Genomic DNA, 20,685 nt, shown 5'->3' on the forward strand with positions numbered 1-20,685 from the left:
TCCGCATGACCCATGGGGTTCCGGGTACCCGGAACGAGCCCGGAATGACTCCGAGTTGCTACTTCAAGGAGGCGACACCCATGGGCCTGGGCGGATGCATCATCCTGATCGCCGCAGGGGCGATCCTCACGTTCGCGACCGACTGGCACATGCGGGGAGTCGACCTTCACGTGGTCGGCGTGATCCTCATGATCGCCGGACTGATCGGCGTGGCGACCTTCGGCAGCATCACCAGGCGCAGGCGTCTGGTCGTACCGCCGACGGCGACCGTCGTCGAGGAGGACCGGCACCAGCGGAACGGTTACTCCGACGGCTACGGCGTCTGAGCCGACTCAGGCGTCCATGCCCGCGAGCACCAGGGGCAGCCGGTCCGCACCGCCTTCGGCGAGGCGGACCGGCACCCCCCAGTCCTGCTGGTGGACATGGCAGGCCGGATACTCTCCCCCGGTCTTCGACCGGGAGGTGCCCCCAGCCGCATCGTCGTCGCAGGACGCGGCCATCGCGGACACGTGCAGCACACCCTCCGGAACGGCCGGGTTCAGCTCGACGGTCCGCGAGAGGTCGGTGCCGGCGCCCTCACCGGCGAGCAGCAGCTCGGGCGGAGTCGAGGAGACGACGAGCCGGGTCGAGGGGCCGTACCCGGTGTCCAGTTTCTGCCCGGCGGGCGCCTGGAAGACGACGTCCAGCCGGACGGCACCCGGGGCGACCTCGGTGGCCTCGCGCCGGGTGCGATGCGAGACCGACTCCACCCGTACGGCGTCCTCGGGGAGCCGCAACCGGGTCAGCCGGTGGCGGGCGGACTCCACCACCACGATGTCGTCCCCGACGAGCACGGCGTCACTCGGCTCCCGCAAGTCCGTTGCCAGCGTGGTCACTTCACCTGTGGACGGGTCGTAGCGGCGCAGCGCGTGGTTGTACGTGTCGCTGACCGCGACCGAGCCGTCGGGCAGCGCGGTGACACCCAACGGGTGCTGGAGCAGCGCCTGTTCGGCGGCCCCGTCACGGTGCCCGAAGTCGAAGAGCCCGGCACCGACGGCGGTGTGCACGGTGCCGTCCCGGTCGACCCAGCGCAGGGCCGAGGTCTCGGAGTCGGCCAGCCAGAGCCGGTCCCCGGCGGCGGCGAGCCCCGACGGCTGCGCGAACCAGGCCTCGGGTCCCGGACCGTCGACCAGCCCCTCGTTCGTCGTGCCCGCGGTGACCCCGACGGTCTCCGCGGCCGGGTCGTACGCCCACAGTTGGTGCACACCGGCCATCGCGATCCAGACCTTCCCGCCGAACAGGGCCACGTCCCACGGCGAGGACAGATCGACCTCGCGCGCCGGTCCCGACGTCGGCGACCCCTGCCACCACTGGCGGCCGGTGCCCGCGAGCGTGCTGACGGCGCCGGTCGCGAGATCGACCCGGCGCAGCGCGTGGTTCACGGTGTCCGCGACGACGACAGCGCCCTCGTCGAGCAGCGCGAGCCCCTGCGGCTCGCTGAACCCCGCCGCGTTCGCACCGCCGTCCACGAAGCCCCGCACGCCGGAGCCGATACGCCGTACGACGGTCTCGGCGTCCTCCGCGAGCTCCACCAGCTGATGCCGGGTCGTGTCGCTGACCAGCAGATTTCCGTTCGGCAGGGCGAGCGCCTTGCCCGGGAAGCGCAGCACGGTCGGCTCGGGCTCGGGCGCCACGTACGGCCCGTCGCCCCGGCGCAGGGTGCCCTTGGCCGCGTGCTCGGCCTCCAGCTCCGCCACCAGCCGCTCGATGGCGTGGGCATGCCCCTCACCGGCGTGCTGGGCGACGACGTACCCCTCGGGGTCGATCACCACGAGCGTCGGCCAGGCCCGTACCGCGTACTGCTTCCAGGTCGCGAGCTCCGGATCGTCGAGCACGGGGTGCTCCACCCCGTACCGCTCCACGGCGTCGACGACCGCCTGATGCTCCGCCTCGTGCGCGAACTTCGGCGAGTGCACCCCGATGATCACCACGGTGTCCCGGTGCTTCTCCTCCAGCTCCCGCAGCTCGTCCAGGACGTGCAGACAGTTGATGCAGCAGAAGGTCCAAAAATCGAGCAGAACGATGCGGCCTCGCAGGTCGGCGAGGGTGTACTGCTCGTCCCCCGTGTTCAGCCAGCCGCCCTTGCCGATCAGCTCGGGGGCACGGACACGGGCACGGCGACGGGCGGGCGTCGAGGCGGCCGCCCGGGCGGAGTCGTTCATGGATCAAGGGTGCCACCCGAAACGGGCGCCCCGTCGGCCGGTGGCCTCCGCGCGGGCGTCACCCGGGGTACGAACGCGTCGGACGGGGGCGTGGCTGACGGCCCAGCGGGTGGCCCTCGCCTGCCGGCTCATCGAGCGCGGCGAAGTCAGGCTCGACGTGGTCGCGGACCGCAGTGGGCTCGGGTCCGCCGCGAACCTGCGCGAACGGGTGCGCCGGGCCACCGGACTCAGCCCGTCGGCCTACCGGCGGCGTTTCGGAGCGCTCACCGGGGAACCGGTGACGGCATGAGATACCTCGTACGCGACCGACTGCTCGGCTTCGGTGACGACTACTGGATCGAGGACGACCACGGGAACAAGGTCTTCCTCGTCGACGGCAAGGCCATGCGGATGCGGGACACCTTCGAGCTGAAGGACATCCGCGGACGCGTCCTGATCGACATCCACCAGAAGATGCTCGCGCTGCGCGACACGATGATCATCGAGCGGGACGGCTCCCCGCTCGCGACCATCAAGCGCAAGCGGCTGTCCCTGCTCCGCAACCACTATCGGGTGTCCCTGGTCGACGGCACCGAACTCGACGTCAGCGGCAAGATCCTCGACCGCGAGTTCGCCATCGACTACGACAACGAACTCCTCGCCCAGATCTCCCGCCGCTGGCTCCACCTGCGCGACACCTACGGAGTCGATGTCGTACGGGAGGACGCCGACCAGGCACTGCTGATCGCGGTGGCGGTGTGCGTGATCCATCTGGCGGAGAAGGAACGGGGGGACGGCTGACCCGGCCGGGGACACCGGCCGCGGGCGGCGCGGCCCCGCCGCCGGTCAGCGGCGGGGGGTCTCCAGGCCCAGGAGCCGGTCCTTCAGGGCCGGGAACTGCTCCCGTGTCGTCGTGACCTTCGCGGGGTCGAGGTCCACCGTGAGGACCTCCTCGCCCGAGCCGGCCTCGGCGAGGACCTCACCCCACGGGTCGACCACGATCGAGTGACCGGCCTGGGGAACTCCCGCGTGCGTACCGGCCGTTCCGCAGGCGAGGACGTACGCCTGGTTCTCGACGGCGCGCGCCCGCGCGAGCAGGGTCCAGTGGGAGCGGCGCCGCTCGGGCCAGCCGGCCGGGACGACGAAGGTCTGCGCCCCCGCGTCGACGAGCCCGCGGAAGAGTTCGGGGAACCGGAGGTCGTAGCAGGTGGCCACGCCGACGACGGTCTCCGGCAGCCGCACCGTGACCAGTTCCGTGCCCGCGCCCATCAGCACGGCCTCGCCCTTGTCGAAGCCGAAGCGGTGGATCTTGCGGTAGGCGGCGACGAGTTCACCGACGGGGGAGTAGACGAGGGAGGTGTTGTAGAGGGGCGCGTCGGGGGTGGAGCCGGACACGGTCGACGGTCCGGAACCGGTCCCGGTCGGGGCGCGCTCGGGGATCGAGCCCGCGTGCAGCCACACGCCCGCGTCGCTCGCCGCCTTGCTCATCGCCTGGTGGGTGGGCCCGTCCAGCGGTTCGGCCGCCGCCCCGAACTCCTCGTAGGCGAACGCGCCGGTGGTCCACAGCTCGGGCAGCACGACGAGATCGACTCCGGCCTGATCCCGTACCAGATCCGCCACCCGGTGTCTGCGGGATGCGACCGATTCGTCATCATTTACGTCGATCTGGAGGAGCGAGGCGCGCACACTACCACCGTCCTGGCATTCGAGCCGTCGATACGGGCCTACGATCGTCACACGAAAGCACTGCCGGGGTGCCTCACAGCAGCGTAACTTAGCGTCCCAAGACACCCGCTGCCTGTGCACTGCCCGCGTCCAACCGCCCGAGGGGTCCCGTTCCGTGAGTCTGCATCCGAGTCTTCAGTCCTACGCCGACGCCTGGGCCCACTCGATCGAAGCGATATCCGAGCTGGTGCAGCCGCTTGTGGAGGGCGAGTGGAACCGGCGGACTCCGTGTCCCGGCTGGTCGGTCCGCGACATCGTCTCGCATGTCATCGGGCTGGACTGCGAGATGCTCGGCGATCCCCGGCCGATCCACACGCTCCCCCGCGACCTCTACCACGTGACGAACGAACACCAGCGTTACATGGAGATGCAGGTCGACGTGCGCCGCCACCACACGGCGCCGGAGATGACCTCCGAGCTGGAGTACACGGTCATCCGCCGCAACCGTCAGTTGCGGAACGAGTCGCGGCAGCCCGACGCCAAGGTACGCGGCCCCCTCGGCACCGAGGTCACCCTCGAACAGGCGATGCGCAACCGCGCGTTCGACGTCTGGGTGCACGAGCAGGACCTGCGGTACACGCTGGGCCGGCCGGGGAACCTCGACTCCCCCGGTTCGCAGATCGTGCGGGACGATCTGCTGGCCGCCCTGCCGAAGGTCGTCGCCAAGGACGCGGGCGCGCCGGCGAACTCGGCGGTCGTCTTCGACGTGCACGGCCCCGTCGAGTTCCTCCGTACCGTCCGTATCGACGCCGACGGGCGTGGATCGATAGACGGCGCCCCCTCGCTCGGTCCCGCCGCGAGCCTCGTCCTCGACTGGGAGACCTTCGTCCGGCTCGCCTGCGGCCGGGTCCACCCGGACGCCGTGGCCGACCGCATCAAGACCGAGGGCGACCCGGAACTGACGGCGGCGATCCTGCGCAACTTCACCGTCACGCCGTAACCGGGGCGGGCGGGGCGGCGGTACCTCGCCCCCCGTCTCACTCCGCCGTTCCCGTGTCCGGGAACGTCCCGTGCACGGGGCCCGTCCTGTGCGCGGCCCCGGCGCGGGCGGTCCGGCCGCCCCGGCGCTCGGGGCGCAGGGGCTCTGGCTCCGTACGGTCGGCGAACGCCCGGGCCGGGACGGCCGCCGGTGGCCGGTGGCGGCGGACGGCATGCCCCGGCGGTCACGCCGGTACGTGCACCGTTTCCACCCGGCTGGCCACCAGCCGCTCCCGCTCCCGGCGGGCCGCCTGCTTCCGCAGCCGGAAGATCTGGCTCAGCCCGATCGCCTGGAGCACGAACACGGCGGCGAAGGCGATCCGGTAGTTGTCGTCGGTGGCGTCCAGCAGGACACCGATGGCCAGCAGCGTCGTCATCGAGGCGACGAAACCACCCATGTTGGTGATCCCGGACGCGGTCCCCTGACGCTCCGGCGGATTCGCCGGCCGGGCGAAGTCGAAGCCGAGCATCGAGGCGGGACCGCAGGCCCCGAGCACGGTGCACAGCACGATGAGCACCCACATCGGCGCGTGCTCACCGGGGTACACCAGCACGCCCGCCCACACGACGGCCGTCGCCGCGACCGTGCCCAGCGCCAGCGGCAGCCGCGCGGTGTGGTGCCGGGCGACGATCTGCCCGTAGACCAGCCCGACGACCATGTTGGACAGGACGACGAGCGTCAGCAGTTCTCCGGCCGTGGCCCGCGAGAGACCCTGCGCCTGGACGAGGAACGGCATCCCCCACAGCAGCAGGAACACCATCGCCGGGAACTGCGTGGTGAAGTGCACCCACAGACCGAGCCGGGTGCCGGGTTCCCGCCAGGACGCGGCGATCTGCCGGCGGACGTAGGCGGCGCCGCGGTGCGGGAACGGCTCCGGCTCGTGTCCCTCGGGATGGTCCTTCAGGAACAGCAGCAGGAGGACGAGGACGAGCACACCGGCACCGGCGCTGCCGGCGAACGCCTGTGTCCAGCCCAGCCCGTGCAGCAACCGCGCGATCACCAGCGTCGAGACGAGGTTGCCCGCCATCCCGGCCAGCCCCGCGAACTGCGCGACCATCGGCCCGCGTCGGGCGGGGAACCAGCGGGTGCCGAGCCGCAGGACGCTGATGAACGTCATCGCGTCACCGCAGCCCAGCAGGGCGCGCGAGGCGAGCGCCATGCCGTACGACGAGGAGAAGGCGAAGCCCAGTTGGCCCGCGGTGAACAGCAGCACGCCGATGGTCAGCACCTTCTTGGTGCCGAGCCGGTCGACCAGCAGTCCGACCGGTATCTGCATGCCCGCGTACACGAGGAGCTGGAGGATGGAGAAGGTCGACAGGGCCGAGGCGCCGACGTGGAAACGGTTCGCGGCGTCGAGTCCGGCCACCCCCAGTGACGTACGGAAGATGACCGCGACGAAGTAGACCGAGACGCCGATTCCCCAGACGGCGATCGCGCGCCGGCCGCCGGGCGGATCGCCGGGCAGCGTGGCCGAGGAGCTCATCGGACCTCGCCCCGCGCCAGGTTGGAGAACCAGCTCACGTGTCCGTGGATGAGAGCGACGACCGCGTCGGCGTCACCGGAGCGCAGTGCCTGGAGGATCTGCTCGTGCTCGACGAGCGTCTTGGTGATCCGGTCCGGGTGGGCGTGCATCACGGCGACCCCCATCCTCAACTGCCGGTCGCGGAGCTGGTCGTAGAGCCGGGAGAGGATCTCGTTGCCGCCGCTGCGGACGATCTCGGCGTGGAAGCAGCGGTCGGTGACGGCGGCGGCGGCCAGATCCCCGGCGGCGGCCTGCTCCTTCTGCTGGGCGAGGAGTTCTTCGAGGCGGGCTATGAGCCGGGGCGACGCCGGTACGGCCTTGCGCGCGGCGTGCTCCTCGACGAGCTGGCGGGTCTCGACCACGTCCGCGATCTCCTGGGCGGAGACGGGCAGGACGAGCGCGCCCTTCTTCGGGTAGAGCCTGATCAGCCCCTCGGCCTCCAGCCGGAGCAGCGCCTCCCGGACGGGGGTGCGCGATACGCCCACCGCGTCGGCGAGTTCGCCCTCCGTCAACAGGGCTCCGCCCTCGTAACGGCGCTCCAGGACACCCTGTTTGACGTGCGCGTAGACGCGGTCCGCGGCGGGCGGCTGCTTCACGGGAGGCCGCATCGGCGCGGGCGGGGCTGAAGGCATGCGCACATCATAGATACAACACGTACGCATGCCCGGAGGCATTTCAGCATGCGGACCCCAACTGCCCCTGGCTGTAACCCAGGTCACATATTTTCCACTCGTTCGCCGTACATCCCTTTGCCCGCCTCGCGAGTCCGAACGTGAGACGGCACTGCCATGTGCCGTTCTCCCAGGGGCATATCGCGTATACGGAGCTTTCATTTTGATTACCGGCATTAAGGGCACACGTTTCCGCAGGGCCGCCGCTGTGACCTTCACGACCGGCGCCGTGCTGGCAGCCGGAGCCTTCGGCGCCGCGCCCGCGGGCGCGGTCGCCACGCCCACGATCGCCGCCAAGGGCGGCTACGTCATGAACAACAGCACCGGTACGAGCCTGTACACCAAGAAGGCGGACACCCCGCTGTCCACCGGCTCCACCACGAAGATCCTTACGGCCAAGGTGGTGCTGTCCCAGCCGAACCTGAACCTGGACGCCAAGGTCACGGTCTCGAGCGCGTACAGCAACTACATCGTCGACAATGGATACCTCTCCTCGGCCAACCTGATCGTCGGTGACAAGGTCACCGTCCGTCAGCTTCTCTACGGTCTGATGCTGCCGTCCGGCTGCGACGCCGCCTACGCGCTCGCCGACAAGTTCGGCTCGGGCACGACGCGCGCCGCCCGCGTGAAGTCGTTCATCGGCAAGATGAACACCACCGCGCACAGCCTCGGCATGACGCACTCCAAGTTCGACTCGTTCGACGGCGTCGGCCATGGCAACAACTACTCGACGCCGCGCGACCTGACGAAGCTCGCCAGCAGCGCCATGAAGAGCTCCACGTTCAAGACGATCGTTAAGACAGTCTCCACGAAGCAGAAGGTGACGACCGCGAGTGGCGGCTACCGCTACTACACGTGGGAGAACACCAACAAGCCACTGCTGACCGGCTACAGCGGCACGATCGGCATCAAGACCGGTTCGGGCCCCGAGGCGAAGTACTGCCTCGTCTTCGCCGCCACGCGTAACGGCAAGACGGTCATCGGCACGGTGCTCGCCTCCACGTCGGTCACCGTCCGTACGTCGGACGCGAAGAAGCTCATGAACTACGCGTTCGCCCGGTAAGACGCGCGAACAAAAAAGAGGGGCCCGCCGCGCGGTGCGCGGCGGGCCCCTCTCGTGTCGCGGGCCGACCGGAAGCCCGGCTCGACCACGCCGAGGGCGCCTCCTCCCCTGCGTACGGGAAGAGGCGCCCTCGGCGTATACGGAATCACTTCCGGGCGGCCGGCGGGACTCGCGTCCTTCCGGCCGGCCGGTTCACGCCCAGGTGATCAGCCGCTTGGGCTGCTCCAGGACGGCCGCCGTGTCGGCGAGGACCCGGGAGCCGAGCTCGCCGTCGACCAGACGGTGGTCGAAGGAGAGCGCCAGCGTGGTGACCTGGCGGGGCTTGACCTTGCCCTTGTGGACCCAGGGCTGGAGCTTGATCGCACCCACCGCGAGGATCGCGGACTCGCCGGGGTTGAGGATCGGCGTGCCCGTGTCGACGCCGAAGACACCGACGTTGGTGATCGTCACGGTGCCGCCCTGCATCGCGGCGGGTGAGGTCCTGCCGTCGCGGGCCGTGGCCACCAGTTCGCCCAGCGACTCGGCCAGTTGCGGCAGGGTCTTGGTGTGGGCGTCCTTGATGTTCGGCACGATCAGGCCGCGGGGGGTGGCGGCGGCGATGCCCAGATTCACGTAGTGCTTCTGGACGATCTCCTGGTTCGCCTCGTCCCAGGACGCGTTGACACCGGGGTTGCGCTTGATCGCGACCAGCAGTGCCTTGGCGACCAGCAGCAGCGGGTTGACCCGCAGCCCCTGCATGTCCTTGTCCTGCTTGAGCTCCTCGACCAGCCGCATCGTGCGCGTCACGTCGAGCGTCACGAACTCGGTGACGTGCGGCGCGGTGAACGCCGAGCCCACCATCGCGGTGGCGATCGCCTTGCGGACACCCTTGACCGGGATCCGGGTCTCCCGCGCGCCGTCGTACGACGCGGCCGGGGCCGGGACCTGCGGCTGCACGGGGGCCGGGGCCTGCGGAGCCGGGGCCGGGGCGGCGGCCGGTGCGGGTGCCTGCGCCGGGGCCGCCGCCGCGTGCACGTCCTCCCGCGTGATGATGCCGTCGGGGCCCGACGGGGTGACCGTCGTGAGGTCGACCCCGAGGTCCTTGGCGAGCTTGCGGACCGGGGGCTTGGCGAGGGGCCGCTGCCCGCCCGCGGGACCGTGGCCGTTGAGCTCGCCCTGGATGGCGGTGGCCGCGTAGAGCGTCTCGCTCTGCTGCGCCGGCACCTCGGCACCCTTGCGGGGGCGCCGCTTGGTGGAGGACTCCGCCACGCCGTACCCGACGAGGACCGGCGTGCGGCCCTCGGGCTTGGCCTCCTCGGCGGGGGCCGGCTCCGCCACCGGAGCGGCGGGTACGGCGGGTGCGGCGGGTGCCTGCCCGGCGGCCGGAGCCGCCTGCGCGGGCGCGGCGCCACCGGACACGTCCACCGCGATGATCACCTGGCCGACGTCCACCGTCGTGCCCTCGGGGAAGCGGAGTTCGGCCACCACTCCGGTGAACGGGATCGGCAGTTCGACCGCGGCCTTGGCGGTCTCGACCTCGCAGACCACCTGGCCGTCGGTGACCTTGTCACCGGGCTGGACGTACCACTTGAGGATCTCCGCCTCGGTGAGTCCCTCGCCCACGTCGGGCATCTTGAACTCGCGGAGTCCCGACGCGTTCTCAGTCATCGTCGTCACGACTCTCTCCTCAGTACGCCAGCGAGCGGTCGACGGCGTCGAGCACGCGGTCCAGGCCCGGAAGGTATTCGTCCTCCAGGCGGGCCGGCGGATACGGGGCGTGGTAGCCGCCCACCCGCAGGACGGGCGCCTCCAGGTGGTAGAAGCACCGCTCGGTGATCCGGGCCGCGATCTCCGCGCCCGTCCCGAGGAACACCGGGGCCTCGTGCACCACGACCAGACGGCGGGTCTTCTCGACCGAGGCCTGGATGGAGTCGAAGTCGATCGGCGACATCGAGCGCAGGTCCAGGACCTCGATCGACTTGCCCTCCTCCTGGGCGGCCGCGGCGGCCTCCAGGCAGACCTTCACCATCGGGCCGTACGCGACCAGGGTGAGGTCGGCGCCCTCGCGGGCCACCCGCGCCTTGTGCAGCGGACCGGGGATGGCCTCCTTGTCGACCTCGGCCTTGTCCCAGTAGCGCCGCTTGGGCTCGAAGAAGATCACCGGGTCGTCGCTCTGGATGGCCTGCTGCATCATCCAGTAGGCGTCGCCCGCGTTCGACGGGGAGACCACCTTCAGGCCCGCCACGTGCGCGAAGAGCGCCTCCGGGGACTCCGAGTGGTGCTCGACCGCGCCGATGCCGCCGCCGTACGGGATGCGGATGACGACGGGGAGCTTGATCTTGCCCAGCGCCCGCGCGTGCATCTTCGCGAGCTGGGTGACGATCTGGTCGTACGCCGGGAAGACGAATCCGTCGAACTGGATCTCCACGACCGGGCGGTAGCCGCGCAGGGCCAGACCGATCGCGGTGCCGACGATGCCCGACTCGGCGAGCGGGGTGTCGATGACCCGCTCCTCGCCGAAGTCCTTCTGGAGCCCGTCGGTGACCCGGAAGACACCGCCGAGCTTGCCGACGTCCTCGCCCATGATGAGGACCTTGGGGTCGGCGTCGAGGGCCGTGCGCAGCGATTCGTTGATCGCCTTGGCCAGCGCCATCTTTTCGGTCGCCATGGCTACTTGCCCTCCCCTGCGTCCGCGAACGACGCCTGGTAGGCGGCGAACTGGGCGCGCTCCTCGTCGACGAGCGCGTGCCCGTCCGCGTACACGTTCTCGAAGATGGCGAACTTGTCCGGGTCAGGCATGGCCCGTACGACTTCGCGCACCCGCTTGCCCAACGCTTCGCTCTCGGTCTCGAGTTCCGCGAAGAACGCGTCGTCGGCGTACTTCGCGGACTCCAGGTAGGCGCGCAGGCGCAGGATCGGGTCCTTCGCCTCCCACGCCTCGCGCTCCTCGTCGGCCCGGTACTTCGTCGGGTCGTCGGAGGTGGTGTGCGCGCCCATGCGGTAGGTGTACGCCTCCACCAGGGTGGGGCCCTCGCCGTTGCGGGCCCGCTCCAGCGCCCAGCGGGTCACCGCGAGGCTGGCGAGCACGTCGTTGCCGTCCACGCGGACGCCGGGGAAGCCGAAGCCCTGCGCGCGCTGGTACAGCGGCACGCGCATCTGGCGCTCGGTCGGCTCGGAGATCGCCCACTGGTTGTTCTGGCAGAAGAACACCACGGGAGCGTTGTAGACCGCCCCGAAGTTGAAGGCTTCGAGGACGTCGCCCTGGCTGGAGGCGCCGTCACCGAAGTACGCGATCACGGCCGAGTCGGCGCCGTCCTTGGCGATGCCCATGGCATAGCCGGTGGCGTGCAGCGTCTGCGAGCCGATGACGATCGTGTACAGGTGGAAGTTGTTGCCGTTCGGGTCCCAGCCGCCGTTGTTCACACCCCGGAACATGCCGAGCAGGTTGGTCGGGTCGACGCCGCGGCACCAGGCGACGCCGTGCTCGCGGTAGGTCGGGAAGACGTAGTCGTCGTCGCGGGTGGCCCGGCCCGAGCCGATCTGGGCGGCCTCCTGGCCGAGCATCGAGGCCCACAGGCCCAGCTCGCCCTGGCGCTGGAGGGAGGTGGCCTCCGCGTCGAAGCGGCGGCTCAGGACCATGTCCCGGTACAGGCCGCGCAGCTCCTCGGGGGTGATGTCGGCGACGTACGGGTCGTAGGTGGCGTCCTTGACCCGCTTGCCTTCCGGGGTCAGCAGCTGAACGAGCTCCGGCTCGCCGGCCGTCGCGCCCGGCGACGCCTTGGCGGCCGCGCCGGTGCTCCTGCTCGCGGCGCTCTTGGTACCGGTCGTACTGGCGCTCGCGGCGCTCTTCGTACCGGCGCTGCGTCGCGGCTTGCGCGCGGCAGTGCTCTCCACGGTCACGTGTGCTCCTCCGTCGGTCCGGCCCCCGGGGTTGCCGGAAGGCTGGGGTCCCCCTCGCTCGCGGTTTGAGCTCGGGGGAGCGGCTCGCCTGTTCCGGCACCCGTGCACGGGGTGGGTGCCACTCGGCCGGGAACAGGCGTGACAGGTGCCCCGGCGAGCGCCCTGCAACAGTCACGTTACCCAGTGCTTCACAATTCTGTGAAACCCCTCCTGACCTGCGATTTTGATAGGAAATCCAAGTACTTGGATACGTGGATTTCCTACTTGGTCGAGCAGGTCGGGAACAGTCGCTGGTCACAGCACTGGTTACAGCCTTGCAGGGGGCCGGAACACCGGCACGTTATCCCGGCCACCCCGGGCTCGGGAAGAGTTCACCTGGGGCAATGCCCATGATCGTGTGTGAGACTGACAGCGTGCGCGAAAACGGGACAATCACCGTATTCCTCCTCGATGACCACGAAGTGGTCCGGCGCGGAGTGCACGAGATGCTCTCGGTCGAGGACGACATGGAAGTCGTGGGAGAGGCCGGCACGGCGGCCGACGCCCTGGTCAGGATCCCGGCCACCCGCCCGGACGTGGCCGTCCTGGACGTGCGCCTCCCGGACGGCAGCGGTGTGGAGGTCTGCCGCGAGATCCGCTCCTCGAACGAGGACATCAAATGCCTGATGCTGACCTCCTACGCCGACGACGAGGCCCTGTTCGACGCGATCATGGCCGGCGCGTCGGGCTATGTCCTCAAGGCCATCCGCGGAAACGAGCTGCTGGCGGCCGTACGGGATGTCGCGGCCGGAAAGTCGCTCCTCGACCCGGTGGCCACCGCGCGTGTCCTGGAACGGCTGCGGGACGGCGGCGGCGCGAAGGACGACGACCGGCTCGCCCGTCTCACCGACCAGGAACGCAGAATCCTCGATCTGATCGGCGAGGGACTCACCAATCGCCTGATCGGAGAGCGACTGCACCTCGCCGAGAAAACGATCAAGAATTACGTGTCGAGCCTGTTGTCCAAACTCGGAATGCAACGCCGGTCGCAGGCGGCGGCCTATGTGGCACGCATCCAGGCGGAACAACAGCAGCACCACTGAGCGGCGCCACTGAGCGGCGCCATGGAACGTTCCGGAGCTCATGGCGCCTCATGGCGCCTCTTCGGACCGCCGGCACTTCTTCGTTCCGCGGGCGCCTCTTCGTTCCGCGGGCGCGTCCGGCTCTTCCCGCCGGACGCGCGGCGCCTCGCGCCGCCACGCACAACGCCACGCGCGCGTGAATCCCGTCCGGGACTCACGCGCGCGTGGAAGGTCTGCCGCTCCCCGATCCGTCCGGACCCGGGCCGGTGAGGGCCGCTCAGTCCAGCGGCCCCACGCCGGGGGACTCGGTGCCGGCCGCCGGGTCGCTCTCCGTCGGCTCGTCGGTCGGCGAGGCCGGATCGCCCGTCGGGTCCGCCGTGGTCGGCGCCGACTTCGTCGGCTCGTCCGTCGGCTGGTCCGTGGGCGCCTCGGTGGTGGCACTCTGGGTCGGCCGGTACGACGGGGTGTAGTGCGAGCCGCCGCCGGTGTTGGTCGAGTCGTCCGAGGTGTCGTCCGTGGACTGGTCCGTCGGCTGGTCCGTGGACTGGTCGCTGGGCTTGTCGGTCTTGCTGGAGTGCGTGGCCGTCGGCGAATGCGTGGTGCCGGTCCCCGCGTCCCCGCCGTTGCCGGTGGTATTGAGCGCCAGCGCGACACCCGCCGCGATGGCGATCATGGCGAACACCGCGAGGATCCACAGCTTGCCGCGGCCGCCGCCGCGGTTGCCGTGCCCCTCGAAGCCGCCGTCGTCACCGCCTCCCCGATGGGGCGGGATGAGCGGCGCCGGGATCTGCGTGGTGCCGTAGTCACCGGGGTGCGGCAGCGCGGCCGTGCCGGCGAAGCCGGACGACGGGGTGTGCAGTCCCTCGTGCATGGTGACCGGGCCGGTGTTCCAGGTGCCGGTGTGACTGCCCTGGTCGTACAGCATCTGCAGCCCGTACTGGACGAGGCCGCGCATCTCCTCGGCGGTCTGGAACCGGTCGTCCGGGTCCTTCGCGAGGGCGCGCATGACGAGCCCGTCGAGCTCCGGCGGCGCCCCGCCGGCGACCTCGGACGGGGGCACCGGGATGTCCTGGACGTGCTGGTAGACCACCGAGAGCGGCGTCTCCCCGGTGAACGGGGGCCGCAGCGCGAGGAGTTCGTAGAGCAGACAGCCGGTCGCGTACAGGTCGGAGCGGTGGTCGACTGCCTTGCCGAGCGCCTGCTCCGGGGAGAGGTACTGCGGGGTGCCCATGACCATGCCGGTCTGGGTCATCGTCGACTGGGCGCCGTGCAGGGCACGCGCGATACCGAAGTCCATCACCTTGACCGCGCCGGTCTCCGTGATGATCACGTTCGCGGGCTTGATGTCACGGTGCACGATGCCGTGCTGATGCGAGTAGGCGAGCGCCTCCAGGACACCGGAGACGATGATCAGCGCCTGCTCGGGCCCCGGGGCCTCGGCGTTGATCAGCAGATCGCGGATCGTGTGACCCTCGACGATCTCCATCACGATGTACGGGACGACACCGTGTCCGACCACGTCCTCGCCGGAGTCGTACACCGCGACGACCGCGTGGTGGTTGAGCCCCGCGACCGACTGTGCCTCGCGTGTGAAACGCGCCTTGGACACGGGGTCCTCGGCCAGGTCGGAACGGAGCAGCTTGACCGCCACGGTCCGCCCCAGGCGTACGTCCTCGGCGGCGAACACCTCGGCCATGCCGCCCCGGCCGAGTCTGTGTGTCAGCCGATACCGGCCGTCGCCGACCAGCCCGCCGTTACCCCACAACTCCGGCGCATCTGACATACCGCCGCCAGTCGCCTCGGGGTCGGACGGGCCCTGAGCGCGCTGCTGCTGTGCCATCAGTCCTCGCCGTCGTTTCTGCCCGCGGTCTGCGCGGTGGTTGTTACGGTCTCCGTCGGGCCACGCTACAGGCTCCGCGCGGGGCGCCGGTCCGAGATGAGCGTGAGATGGACCGGCCATCCAACCCGTCGGAGGTCCGTGTGTGCAAATCCCGTGTACCGGCCGTACGCCACCTGTAACGCTTCCGCGACGCTTCTTTCTCAGACGGTCACGGAACGGGCACCAAGCTTGACGTGTCCGTGCCCTCGGGCAGACTTGGCCCGGAATAAGCCAATCGATCACGGCCGCGGGGGACGCAGAAGATGAGCCAGGACGGCGCACAGGGCCGGTACGCGGGGCGCGCGGTCGCCGGCGGCCGCTACCAGTTGCGCGATCTGCTCGGCGAGGGCGGTATGGCCTCGGTGCATCTCGCCTACGACTCGGTGCTCGACCGCCAGGTCGCGATCAAGACACTGCACACCGAGCTCGGCCGCGAGCAGGCCTTCCGCGAGCGCTTCCGCCGCGAGGCCCAGTCGGTCGCCAAGCTCACGCACACGAACATCGTCTCGGTGTTCGACACCGGCGAGGACGACCTCGACGGCATGACGACTCCGTACATCGTCATGGAGTACATCGAGGGCAAGCCGCTCGGCTCGGTCCTCGACGCGGACATCCAGCAGTACGGCGCCATGCCCGCCGACAAGGCCCTGAAGATCACCGCGGACGTGCTGGCGGCCCTGGAGATCAGCCACGAGATGGGCCTGGTCCACCGGGACATCAAGCCGGGCAACGTGATGATGACCAAGCGCAACGTCGTCAAGGTCATGGACTTCGGCATCGCCCGCGCCATGCAGTCCGGCGTCACCTCCATGACGCAGACCGGCATGGTCGTCGGCACCCCGCAGTACCTCTCCCCGGAGCAGGCCCTCGGCCGGGGCGTGGACGCCCGGTCCGACCTCTACTCGGTCGGCATCATGCTGTTCCAACTGGTCACCGGGCGGCTGCCGTTCGAGGCGGACTCCCCGCTGGCCATCGCCTACGCGCACGTCCAGGAGGAGCCGGTCGCGGCCTCCTCGGTCAACCGCTCGCTGCCCCCGGCGGTGGACGCGCTGATCGCCCGCGCGCTGAAGAAGAACCCGAACGAGCGCTTCCCGAGCGCCGAGATCATGCGGGACGAGTGCCTGCGGGTGGCCCAGTCCTTCCAGCCCGCCGCGCCGAACATCGTGCCCGGCGCCCCGACGCCGAGCGGCTCGGGCGTCGGCTCCGCCGTCTTCCCGCCGGTCGACCAGGGCACCCCGGCTCCCGGCCCCGTGCAGACGCCGTACCAGCCGGGCCCGTACGGCACGCCGGCCCCCGCCTACGGCTACCCGCAGCAGGGCGGTTACCCGACTCCGCCGCAGACCTCCGCGTACTCCCCGCAGCACGGCACGTCGACCCCGCCGCCGTACAACCTCACGCCCCAGCCCACCCCCGGCGGCCCGGGCGGCGGCAGGAGCAGCAAGGCGGTCGTGATCGGCGCGGTCGTGGTCTCGCTCATCGCGATCGGCGGCCTGATCACGGCGCTCACCCTGAACGCCGGGAGCGGCGACGACAACAAGGGCGGCGGCGGCAGCACCGCCAGTAAGACGCCCACCGCGGTCGCGGGGCACAAGGATCCGGACACGTCCAAGACGATCGACACCGAGAAGTGCACGGACCCTCAGGAGTCGTACGACGACCCGGACAAGATCCAGGTCCCGGACTTCCACTTCAAGAACCTCACCTCGGTGAAGTCCTGCTTCCAGGCCGCCGGCTGGAAGATGAAGGTCACGCGCGTGGACGAGAACACCTACGGCGAGGACACGATCATGGACCAGTTCCCCTCCGCCGGCGAGGATGTCGACCCCAAGCAGATGCCCGACATCGAACTCAAGGTGTCGACGGGCAACCCCTCCTGAATCGTCCCTGAGCCGTCCCTGAGCGTCCGGAGCCCTCCGGGCACACTCCGGCGGCTCGGGCAGCGGATTCGGGCAGCGGATTCGGGCAGCGGATTCGGGCAGCGGATTCGGGAACGGGCCCGGCACTTGGGTGCCGGGCCCGTTCCGATCGGGGTGACCTTCTGACGACTTCCGTACGGGGTGGCCCCGGGCGGCCTTCGAGGCGCCCTTCGACGACGCGCCGGCCCGGTGACCCGCGTGGTTACAGGTACGGTCCGCCCGAGCGGCCTCCCGTGCGGGGGTCCTCGTCACCCTCCAGTCCGCCGACACCCGGCGGCAACGCACGGCGCATCTGCTCCAGTTGGGCCCTGGCCGCCATCTGCTGGGCGAACAGGGTCGTCTGGATCCCGTGGAAGAGTCCCTCCAGCCACCCCACCAACTGGGCCTGCGCGATCCGCAGTTCCGCGTCGCTGGGGGTCTGATCGTCCGTGAAGGGCAGGGAGAGCCGCTCCAGTTCCTCCACGAGCTCCGGGGCCAGACCGTCCTCCAGCTCCTTGACGGAACTGGCGTGGATCTCCTTGAGCCGGACCCGGCTGGCCTCGTCCAGAGGTGCGGCGCGCACCTCCTCCAGCAGCTGCTTGATCATGCTGCCGATGCGCATCACCTTGGCGGGCTGTTCCACCATCTCCGTCACCGGGATCTCGCGGGAGTCCTCGTCCCCGGTGCCGCCGAGAGCCATTCCGTCCTGGCCGACAACCAGGATCTGAGGGTTCTCCGGCGACCGTTCGTTCCTCGGCATCTCCATGCCGCCATTCTCTCGCACCCACGTACTCCATCACGGTGGTGCCCCCCGTACACGGTGATCCACCACGAACGACGGCGCACTTCGCCACGGAACGCGGCTCCACCGCCCCTGAAGTGCGTGAATGGGGTCACTTTCTGTCGAGATGCCGGGATCACGGCGTCATGTGAGGCTGGTTCCGTCGATCACGGCACCCGTCTTGGCGAACCGTTCCGGGAGGGGGTCACCGACGTGACTCCATGGCTGCGCACCCTGCCCACGGCCGGACTGCTGGCGGCCGCCCTGCTGAACGGCGCCGGCCAGCTCGCGAGCGCCGCCCCCGCGGGCCCCGGGGCCCGCTCGTACGCCGCCGCGCCGGGCCCGTCCGCCGTACGGACCGCCTCCCCGACCGCGGCCGGCCCCGCCGCCTCGGATCCCGCCCGGCCCACTCCCACGGCGGACTCCTCCCGCGCGGGCAGCTATGCGGGCGAGGGACGGGTACGCCCCGGCCGCCCGGATCCGGACCCCTCGGACGACACGGACAGCCCCGACAGCCCGGACCTCCAGGACACGGCCCCCGCCGCCGACACCGACGCCGGACTCACGGACGCCGGGACCGCCACCCCCGAGCCCTCGCCGAGCGACGCGGTCCCCGTCCAGCAGAGCGTCGTGGGCCCCGGCGCCCCGCCCGAGCCCGCCCTGGAGCTCCTGCCGCTGGGCAGCGGCCTGATCCTCATCGGCCTCGGCCTGGGGCTGGCCTTCCTGGCCCTGCGGGCCAGGCGCGCCTGAGGTGCCGCCTCGCGGGCAGTCACGGCACCCGGACGAAGCCCGGAGCCGAAGTCCGTAGGCCGGAACCAGGAGGCAGGAGCCGGGGGGGGCGGGGCCACGGAGCCAGGGACCAGGAACCGGGGGGCGGGGCCACGGAGCCAGGGACCAGGGACCAGGGACCAGGAACTAGGGAGCGACCAGCAGCACCTTTCCGATGTGGCTGCTCTCCTCCAGCACCCGGTGCGCTTCCGCCGCGTCGCTCATCGGCAGCTCACGGTCCACGACCGGACGGACCTGACCGGCGTCGATCAGCGGCCACACATGCTCGCGTACGGCCGCCACGATCGCCGCCTTCTCGCTGAGCGGCCGGGCACGCAGCGAGGTCGCGCTGACGGCGGCACGCTTGTTCAGGAGGGTGGCGATGTTCAGCTCCGCCTTGATGCCGCCCTGCATGCCGATGATGGCGAGCCGTCCGTTGACGGCGAGGGCCCGCACGTTCCGGTCCAGGTACTTGGCCCCCATGTTGTCCAGGATGACGTCGGCACCCGCCCCGCCGGTGGCCCGCTCGATCTCCTCGACGAAGTCCTGCTCGCGGTAGTTGATCAGGATGTCCGCGCCCAGCTCCGCGCAGAGGTCGAGCTTCGCCTTGGTGCCCGCCGTGACCGCGACCTTCGCGCCGACGGCCTTCCCGAGCTGGATCGCCATGGTGCCGATACCGCTGGAGCCGCCGTGCACGAGCAGGGTCTCGGCGGGGCGCAGATGGGCGACCATGAAGACGTTCGACCAGACCGTGCACGTCACCTCGGGCAGCGCCGCCGCCTGCTTGAGGTCCAGGCCCGCGGGCACGGGCAGCAGTTGCCCGGCCGGGACGGCGACCTTCTGGGCGTATCCGCCGCCCGCGAGCAGCGCGCACACCTCGTCGCCGACCGCCCAGCCGAGGACACCCGTACCGACCGCGACGATGCGACCCGAGCATTCGAGTCCGGGATAGGGAGAAGCCCCGGGCGGCGGGTTGTACATGCCCTGGCGCTGCAGCAGATCGGCACGGTTGACGGCACTGGCCACCACCTCGACCAGTACTTCGCCCTCGGCCGGCACCGGATCGGGGACCTCGTCCCACACCAGCGCCTCGGGCCCACCAGGTTCAGGAATCGTGATCGCGTACATGAGAGGGACGCTACTCCTGGGAGACGCCGCCCATTCCTGCGGCAGGGGCCGGCCGTCCGCGTTTCCGTGACGGCCGGCCGACGGGTCCCCGCCGACCGGCCGGCCGTCACGCCGTGCCGGGCCCGGATCAGGCGGTGACGAAGGTGAAGCTGAGGCTGATCTGCTTCGCGTCCGACATCGAGACCGTGTAGTTCTTCGGACCCGTGAGCCGGACCTCGTAGTCGGCCTTGTCGCCTTTGTGGTTGGCGGCGGCCTTCAGCGTGGCCGGGCCGTTGTCGGTCCGTACGACCTCAGCCGTGACACCCGCCGCGGTGAGCGTGGCGGGCAGCCTCACCTCCGCCGTCACCACCAGGTCGGCGTCACCGGAGTTGGTGGCCGTGACCGGTGAGAGCGGCGTGAAGGCGGAGCTGCTGAGCGTGAGGGACTTCTTGTAGGTGTAGAGGAAGTCGCCGCTGTCGCTCTTGTTCCAGTAGGAGGCCGCGACGTCCACGGCGAGCTTGGCGCTCTTCGCGGGCGTGGAACTGGCTGTGGCGGTCGCGGTCGCGGTCGCCGTCGCGGTCGCGGTCGCCGTGGCGGTCGCGGTGGCGGTCGCGGTCGCCGTGACCGTGGCGGTCGGGCTCGTGGATTCCGAAGGCGTGGGCGTGTCCGTCGCCGTACTCGTGGCCGTCGGGGAGGACGACCTGGTACTGGACGTAGCCCTGCGCGGGAACGTGCGGCTGGCCGTCGCCGGCGCTGCCGCCGACACGCTGCAGCGTGGCCGTCAGTCCCTCGATGCCGGTGGGCGTCACCGTGGCCTCAAAGGGCAGGTCGATGTCGCCATCGTTGTGGACGGTGATGATCGGGGTCCTGTAGGTCATCGTCGACTTGTCGAAGAAGACCGCGCTTCCGAGGGGGTGTGTCTGGTTTTGGATGCTGCTGACTGGCCGGTATATGCGTTGCTTCCGGGCGCAGTTCACCGCAGTCGCTCATCAACTCCACTGTCAGGTATGGGAGTTGCTTTGAAATGCGTGTCGACGGGCCGCGAAAGCCCAGGCTTCGCCGAGTCGCGTGACGCCCGGTTCGTGACAATCTGCCGACCGGGCGCTGCCGACGTGGTCGCGCGCATGCGACGGGCGCCACTCTTGAGAGGGGCCCGGGCCGTCCCTGACGGATGC

18 protein-coding genes and 1 pseudogene are annotated in these 20,685 nt (G+C 70.5%); 8 read left to right on the forward strand and 11 right to left on the reverse strand.

Annotated features, from left to right (window positions below; translation table 11 throughout):
• Positions 1-80: 80 nt before the first annotated feature.
• Positions 81-326: a DUF6458 family protein gene (locus OHT01_RS19780; RefSeq protein ID WP_328558178.1), complete on the forward strand. Its 246-nt coding sequence runs from the start codon at positions 81-83 to the stop codon at positions 324-326.
• 6 nt (positions 327-332) lie between these two features.
• Here OHT01_RS19780 and OHT01_RS19785 read toward each other — a convergent pair whose 3' ends face one another.
• The gene (locus OHT01_RS19785; RefSeq protein WP_328554468.1) at positions 333-2,201 is read right to left on the reverse strand and encodes a thioredoxin-like domain-containing protein; all 1,869 of its coding nucleotides are present in this window, start codon (positions 2,199-2,201) and stop codon (positions 333-335) included.
• Between the two features lie 88 nt (positions 2,202-2,289).
• Between OHT01_RS19785 and OHT01_RS19790 the strand changes: the two are divergent.
• Together OHT01_RS19790 and OHT01_RS19795 are read left to right on the forward strand one after the other, a co-directional pair.
• A pseudogene (locus tag OHT01_RS19790) lies at positions 2,290-2,490 on the forward strand (helix-turn-helix domain-containing protein); the annotation flags it as partial.
• Complete coding sequence (locus tag OHT01_RS19795; RefSeq protein ID WP_328554469.1) at positions 2,487-2,981, forward strand: LURP-one-related/scramblase family protein; 495 nt, start codon at positions 2,487-2,489, stop codon at positions 2,979-2,981. The pseudogene OHT01_RS19790 and the gene OHT01_RS19795, both read left to right, overlap by 4 nt.
• A gap of 45 nt (positions 2,982-3,026) precedes the next feature.
• Here OHT01_RS19795 and OHT01_RS19800 read toward each other — a convergent pair whose 3' ends face one another.
• Entirely contained in the window at positions 3,027-3,866 is an 840-nt protein-coding gene (locus tag OHT01_RS19800; RefSeq protein ID WP_328554470.1) for a carbon-nitrogen family hydrolase, read from the reverse strand.
• Between the two features lie 154 nt (positions 3,867-4,020).
• Between OHT01_RS19800 and OHT01_RS19805 the strand changes: the two genes are divergently transcribed.
• Positions 4,021-4,845, forward strand: a complete 825-nt coding sequence (locus OHT01_RS19805) for a maleylpyruvate isomerase family mycothiol-dependent enzyme (RefSeq protein ID WP_328554471.1) — start codon at positions 4,021-4,023, stop codon at positions 4,843-4,845.
• 223 nt (positions 4,846-5,068) lie between these two features.
• On the opposite strand, the gene OHT01_RS19810 is transcribed toward OHT01_RS19805, so the two are convergent.
• On the reverse strand, positions 5,069-6,367 hold the full coding sequence (locus OHT01_RS19810) for an MFS transporter (RefSeq protein WP_328554472.1): 1,299 nt from the start codon (positions 6,365-6,367) through the stop codon (positions 5,069-5,071).
• Complete coding sequence (locus tag OHT01_RS19815; RefSeq protein WP_328554473.1) at positions 6,364-7,038, reverse strand: GntR family transcriptional regulator; 675 nt, start codon at positions 7,036-7,038, stop codon at positions 6,364-6,366. Before OHT01_RS19815 ends, OHT01_RS19810 begins: the two co-directional genes overlap by 4 nt.
• 202 nt (positions 7,039-7,240) lie before the next feature.
• Here OHT01_RS19815 and OHT01_RS19820 point away from each other — a divergent pair, with 202 nt between their 5' ends.
• Positions 7,241-8,140 carry a D-alanyl-D-alanine carboxypeptidase family protein gene (locus tag OHT01_RS19820; protein ID WP_328554474.1) on the forward strand — a complete coding sequence of 300 codons (900 nt, stop codon included), beginning with the start codon at positions 7,241-7,243 and terminating at the stop codon, positions 8,138-8,140.
• A gap of 192 nt (positions 8,141-8,332) precedes the next feature.
• On the opposite strand, the gene OHT01_RS19825 is transcribed toward OHT01_RS19820, so the two are convergent.
• From OHT01_RS19825 to pdhA, 3 genes are read right to left on the reverse strand one after another with little or no spacing between them, the layout of a single operon-like run.
• A complete protein-coding gene (locus OHT01_RS19825) occupies positions 8,333-9,796 on the reverse strand; it encodes a dihydrolipoamide acetyltransferase family protein (RefSeq protein ID WP_328554475.1) in 1,464 nt (487 codons plus the stop codon).
• Positions 9,797-9,806: 10 nt separating this feature from the next.
• On the reverse strand, positions 9,807-10,787 hold the full coding sequence (locus OHT01_RS19830) for an alpha-ketoacid dehydrogenase subunit beta (RefSeq protein ID WP_328554476.1): 981 nt from the start codon (positions 10,785-10,787) through the stop codon (positions 9,807-9,809).
• A 2-nt stretch (positions 10,788-10,789) separates the two neighbouring features.
• Positions 10,790-12,019, reverse strand: a complete 1,230-nt coding sequence (pdhA, locus tag OHT01_RS19835) for a pyruvate dehydrogenase (acetyl-transferring) E1 component subunit alpha (RefSeq protein WP_328554477.1) — start codon at positions 12,017-12,019, stop codon at positions 10,790-10,792.
• A gap of 413 nt (positions 12,020-12,432) precedes the next feature.
• Here pdhA and OHT01_RS19840 point away from each other — a divergent pair, with 413 nt between their 5' ends.
• Positions 12,433-13,101, forward strand: coding sequence for a response regulator transcription factor (locus OHT01_RS19840; protein WP_328554478.1), 669 nt, complete (start codon positions 12,433-12,435; stop codon positions 13,099-13,101).
• Between the two features lie 256 nt (positions 13,102-13,357).
• Here OHT01_RS19840 and OHT01_RS19845 read toward each other — a convergent pair whose 3' ends face one another.
• Positions 13,358-14,920 (reverse strand): protein kinase domain-containing protein, encoded by a 1,563-nt coding sequence (locus tag OHT01_RS19845; protein ID WP_328554479.1) that lies wholly within the window; start codon positions 14,918-14,920, stop codon positions 13,358-13,360.
• A gap of 302 nt (positions 14,921-15,222) precedes the next feature.
• Between OHT01_RS19845 and OHT01_RS19850 the strand changes: the two genes are divergently transcribed.
• The gene (locus OHT01_RS19850; RefSeq protein ID WP_328554480.1) at positions 15,223-16,836 is read left to right on the forward strand and encodes a protein kinase domain-containing protein; all 1,614 of its coding nucleotides are present in this window, start codon (positions 15,223-15,225) and stop codon (positions 16,834-16,836) included.
• A gap of 241 nt (positions 16,837-17,077) precedes the next feature.
• On the opposite strand, the gene OHT01_RS19855 is transcribed toward OHT01_RS19850, so the two are convergent.
• The gene (locus OHT01_RS19855) at positions 17,078-17,620 is read right to left on the reverse strand and encodes a bacterial proteasome activator family protein (RefSeq protein WP_328554481.1); all 543 of its coding nucleotides are present in this window, start codon (positions 17,618-17,620) and stop codon (positions 17,078-17,080) included.
• A gap of 228 nt (positions 17,621-17,848) precedes the next feature.
• On the opposite strand from OHT01_RS19855, the gene OHT01_RS19860 reads away from it, so the two are divergent.
• Positions 17,849-18,385, forward strand: a complete 537-nt coding sequence (locus OHT01_RS19860; RefSeq protein ID WP_328554482.1) for a hypothetical protein — start codon at positions 17,849-17,851, stop codon at positions 18,383-18,385.
• Positions 18,386-18,550: 165 nt separating this feature from the next.
• On the opposite strand, the gene OHT01_RS19865 is transcribed toward OHT01_RS19860, so the two are convergent.
• Both OHT01_RS19865 and OHT01_RS19870 read right to left on the reverse strand, forming a co-directional pair.
• Entirely contained in the window at positions 18,551-19,531 is a 981-nt protein-coding gene (locus OHT01_RS19865; RefSeq protein WP_328554483.1) for an NAD(P)H-quinone oxidoreductase, read from the reverse strand.
• Positions 19,532-19,658: 127 nt separating this feature from the next.
• The gene (locus tag OHT01_RS19870) at positions 19,659-20,276 is read right to left on the reverse strand and encodes a hypothetical protein (RefSeq protein ID WP_328554484.1); all 618 of its coding nucleotides are present in this window, start codon (positions 20,274-20,276) and stop codon (positions 19,659-19,661) included.
• Positions 20,277-20,685: the final 409 nt, after the last annotated feature.

The sequence above is a fragment of the Streptomyces sp. NBC_00358 genome, from assembly GCF_036099295.1.
Lineage (GTDB): Bacteria > Actinomycetota > Actinomycetes > Streptomycetales > Streptomycetaceae > Streptomyces.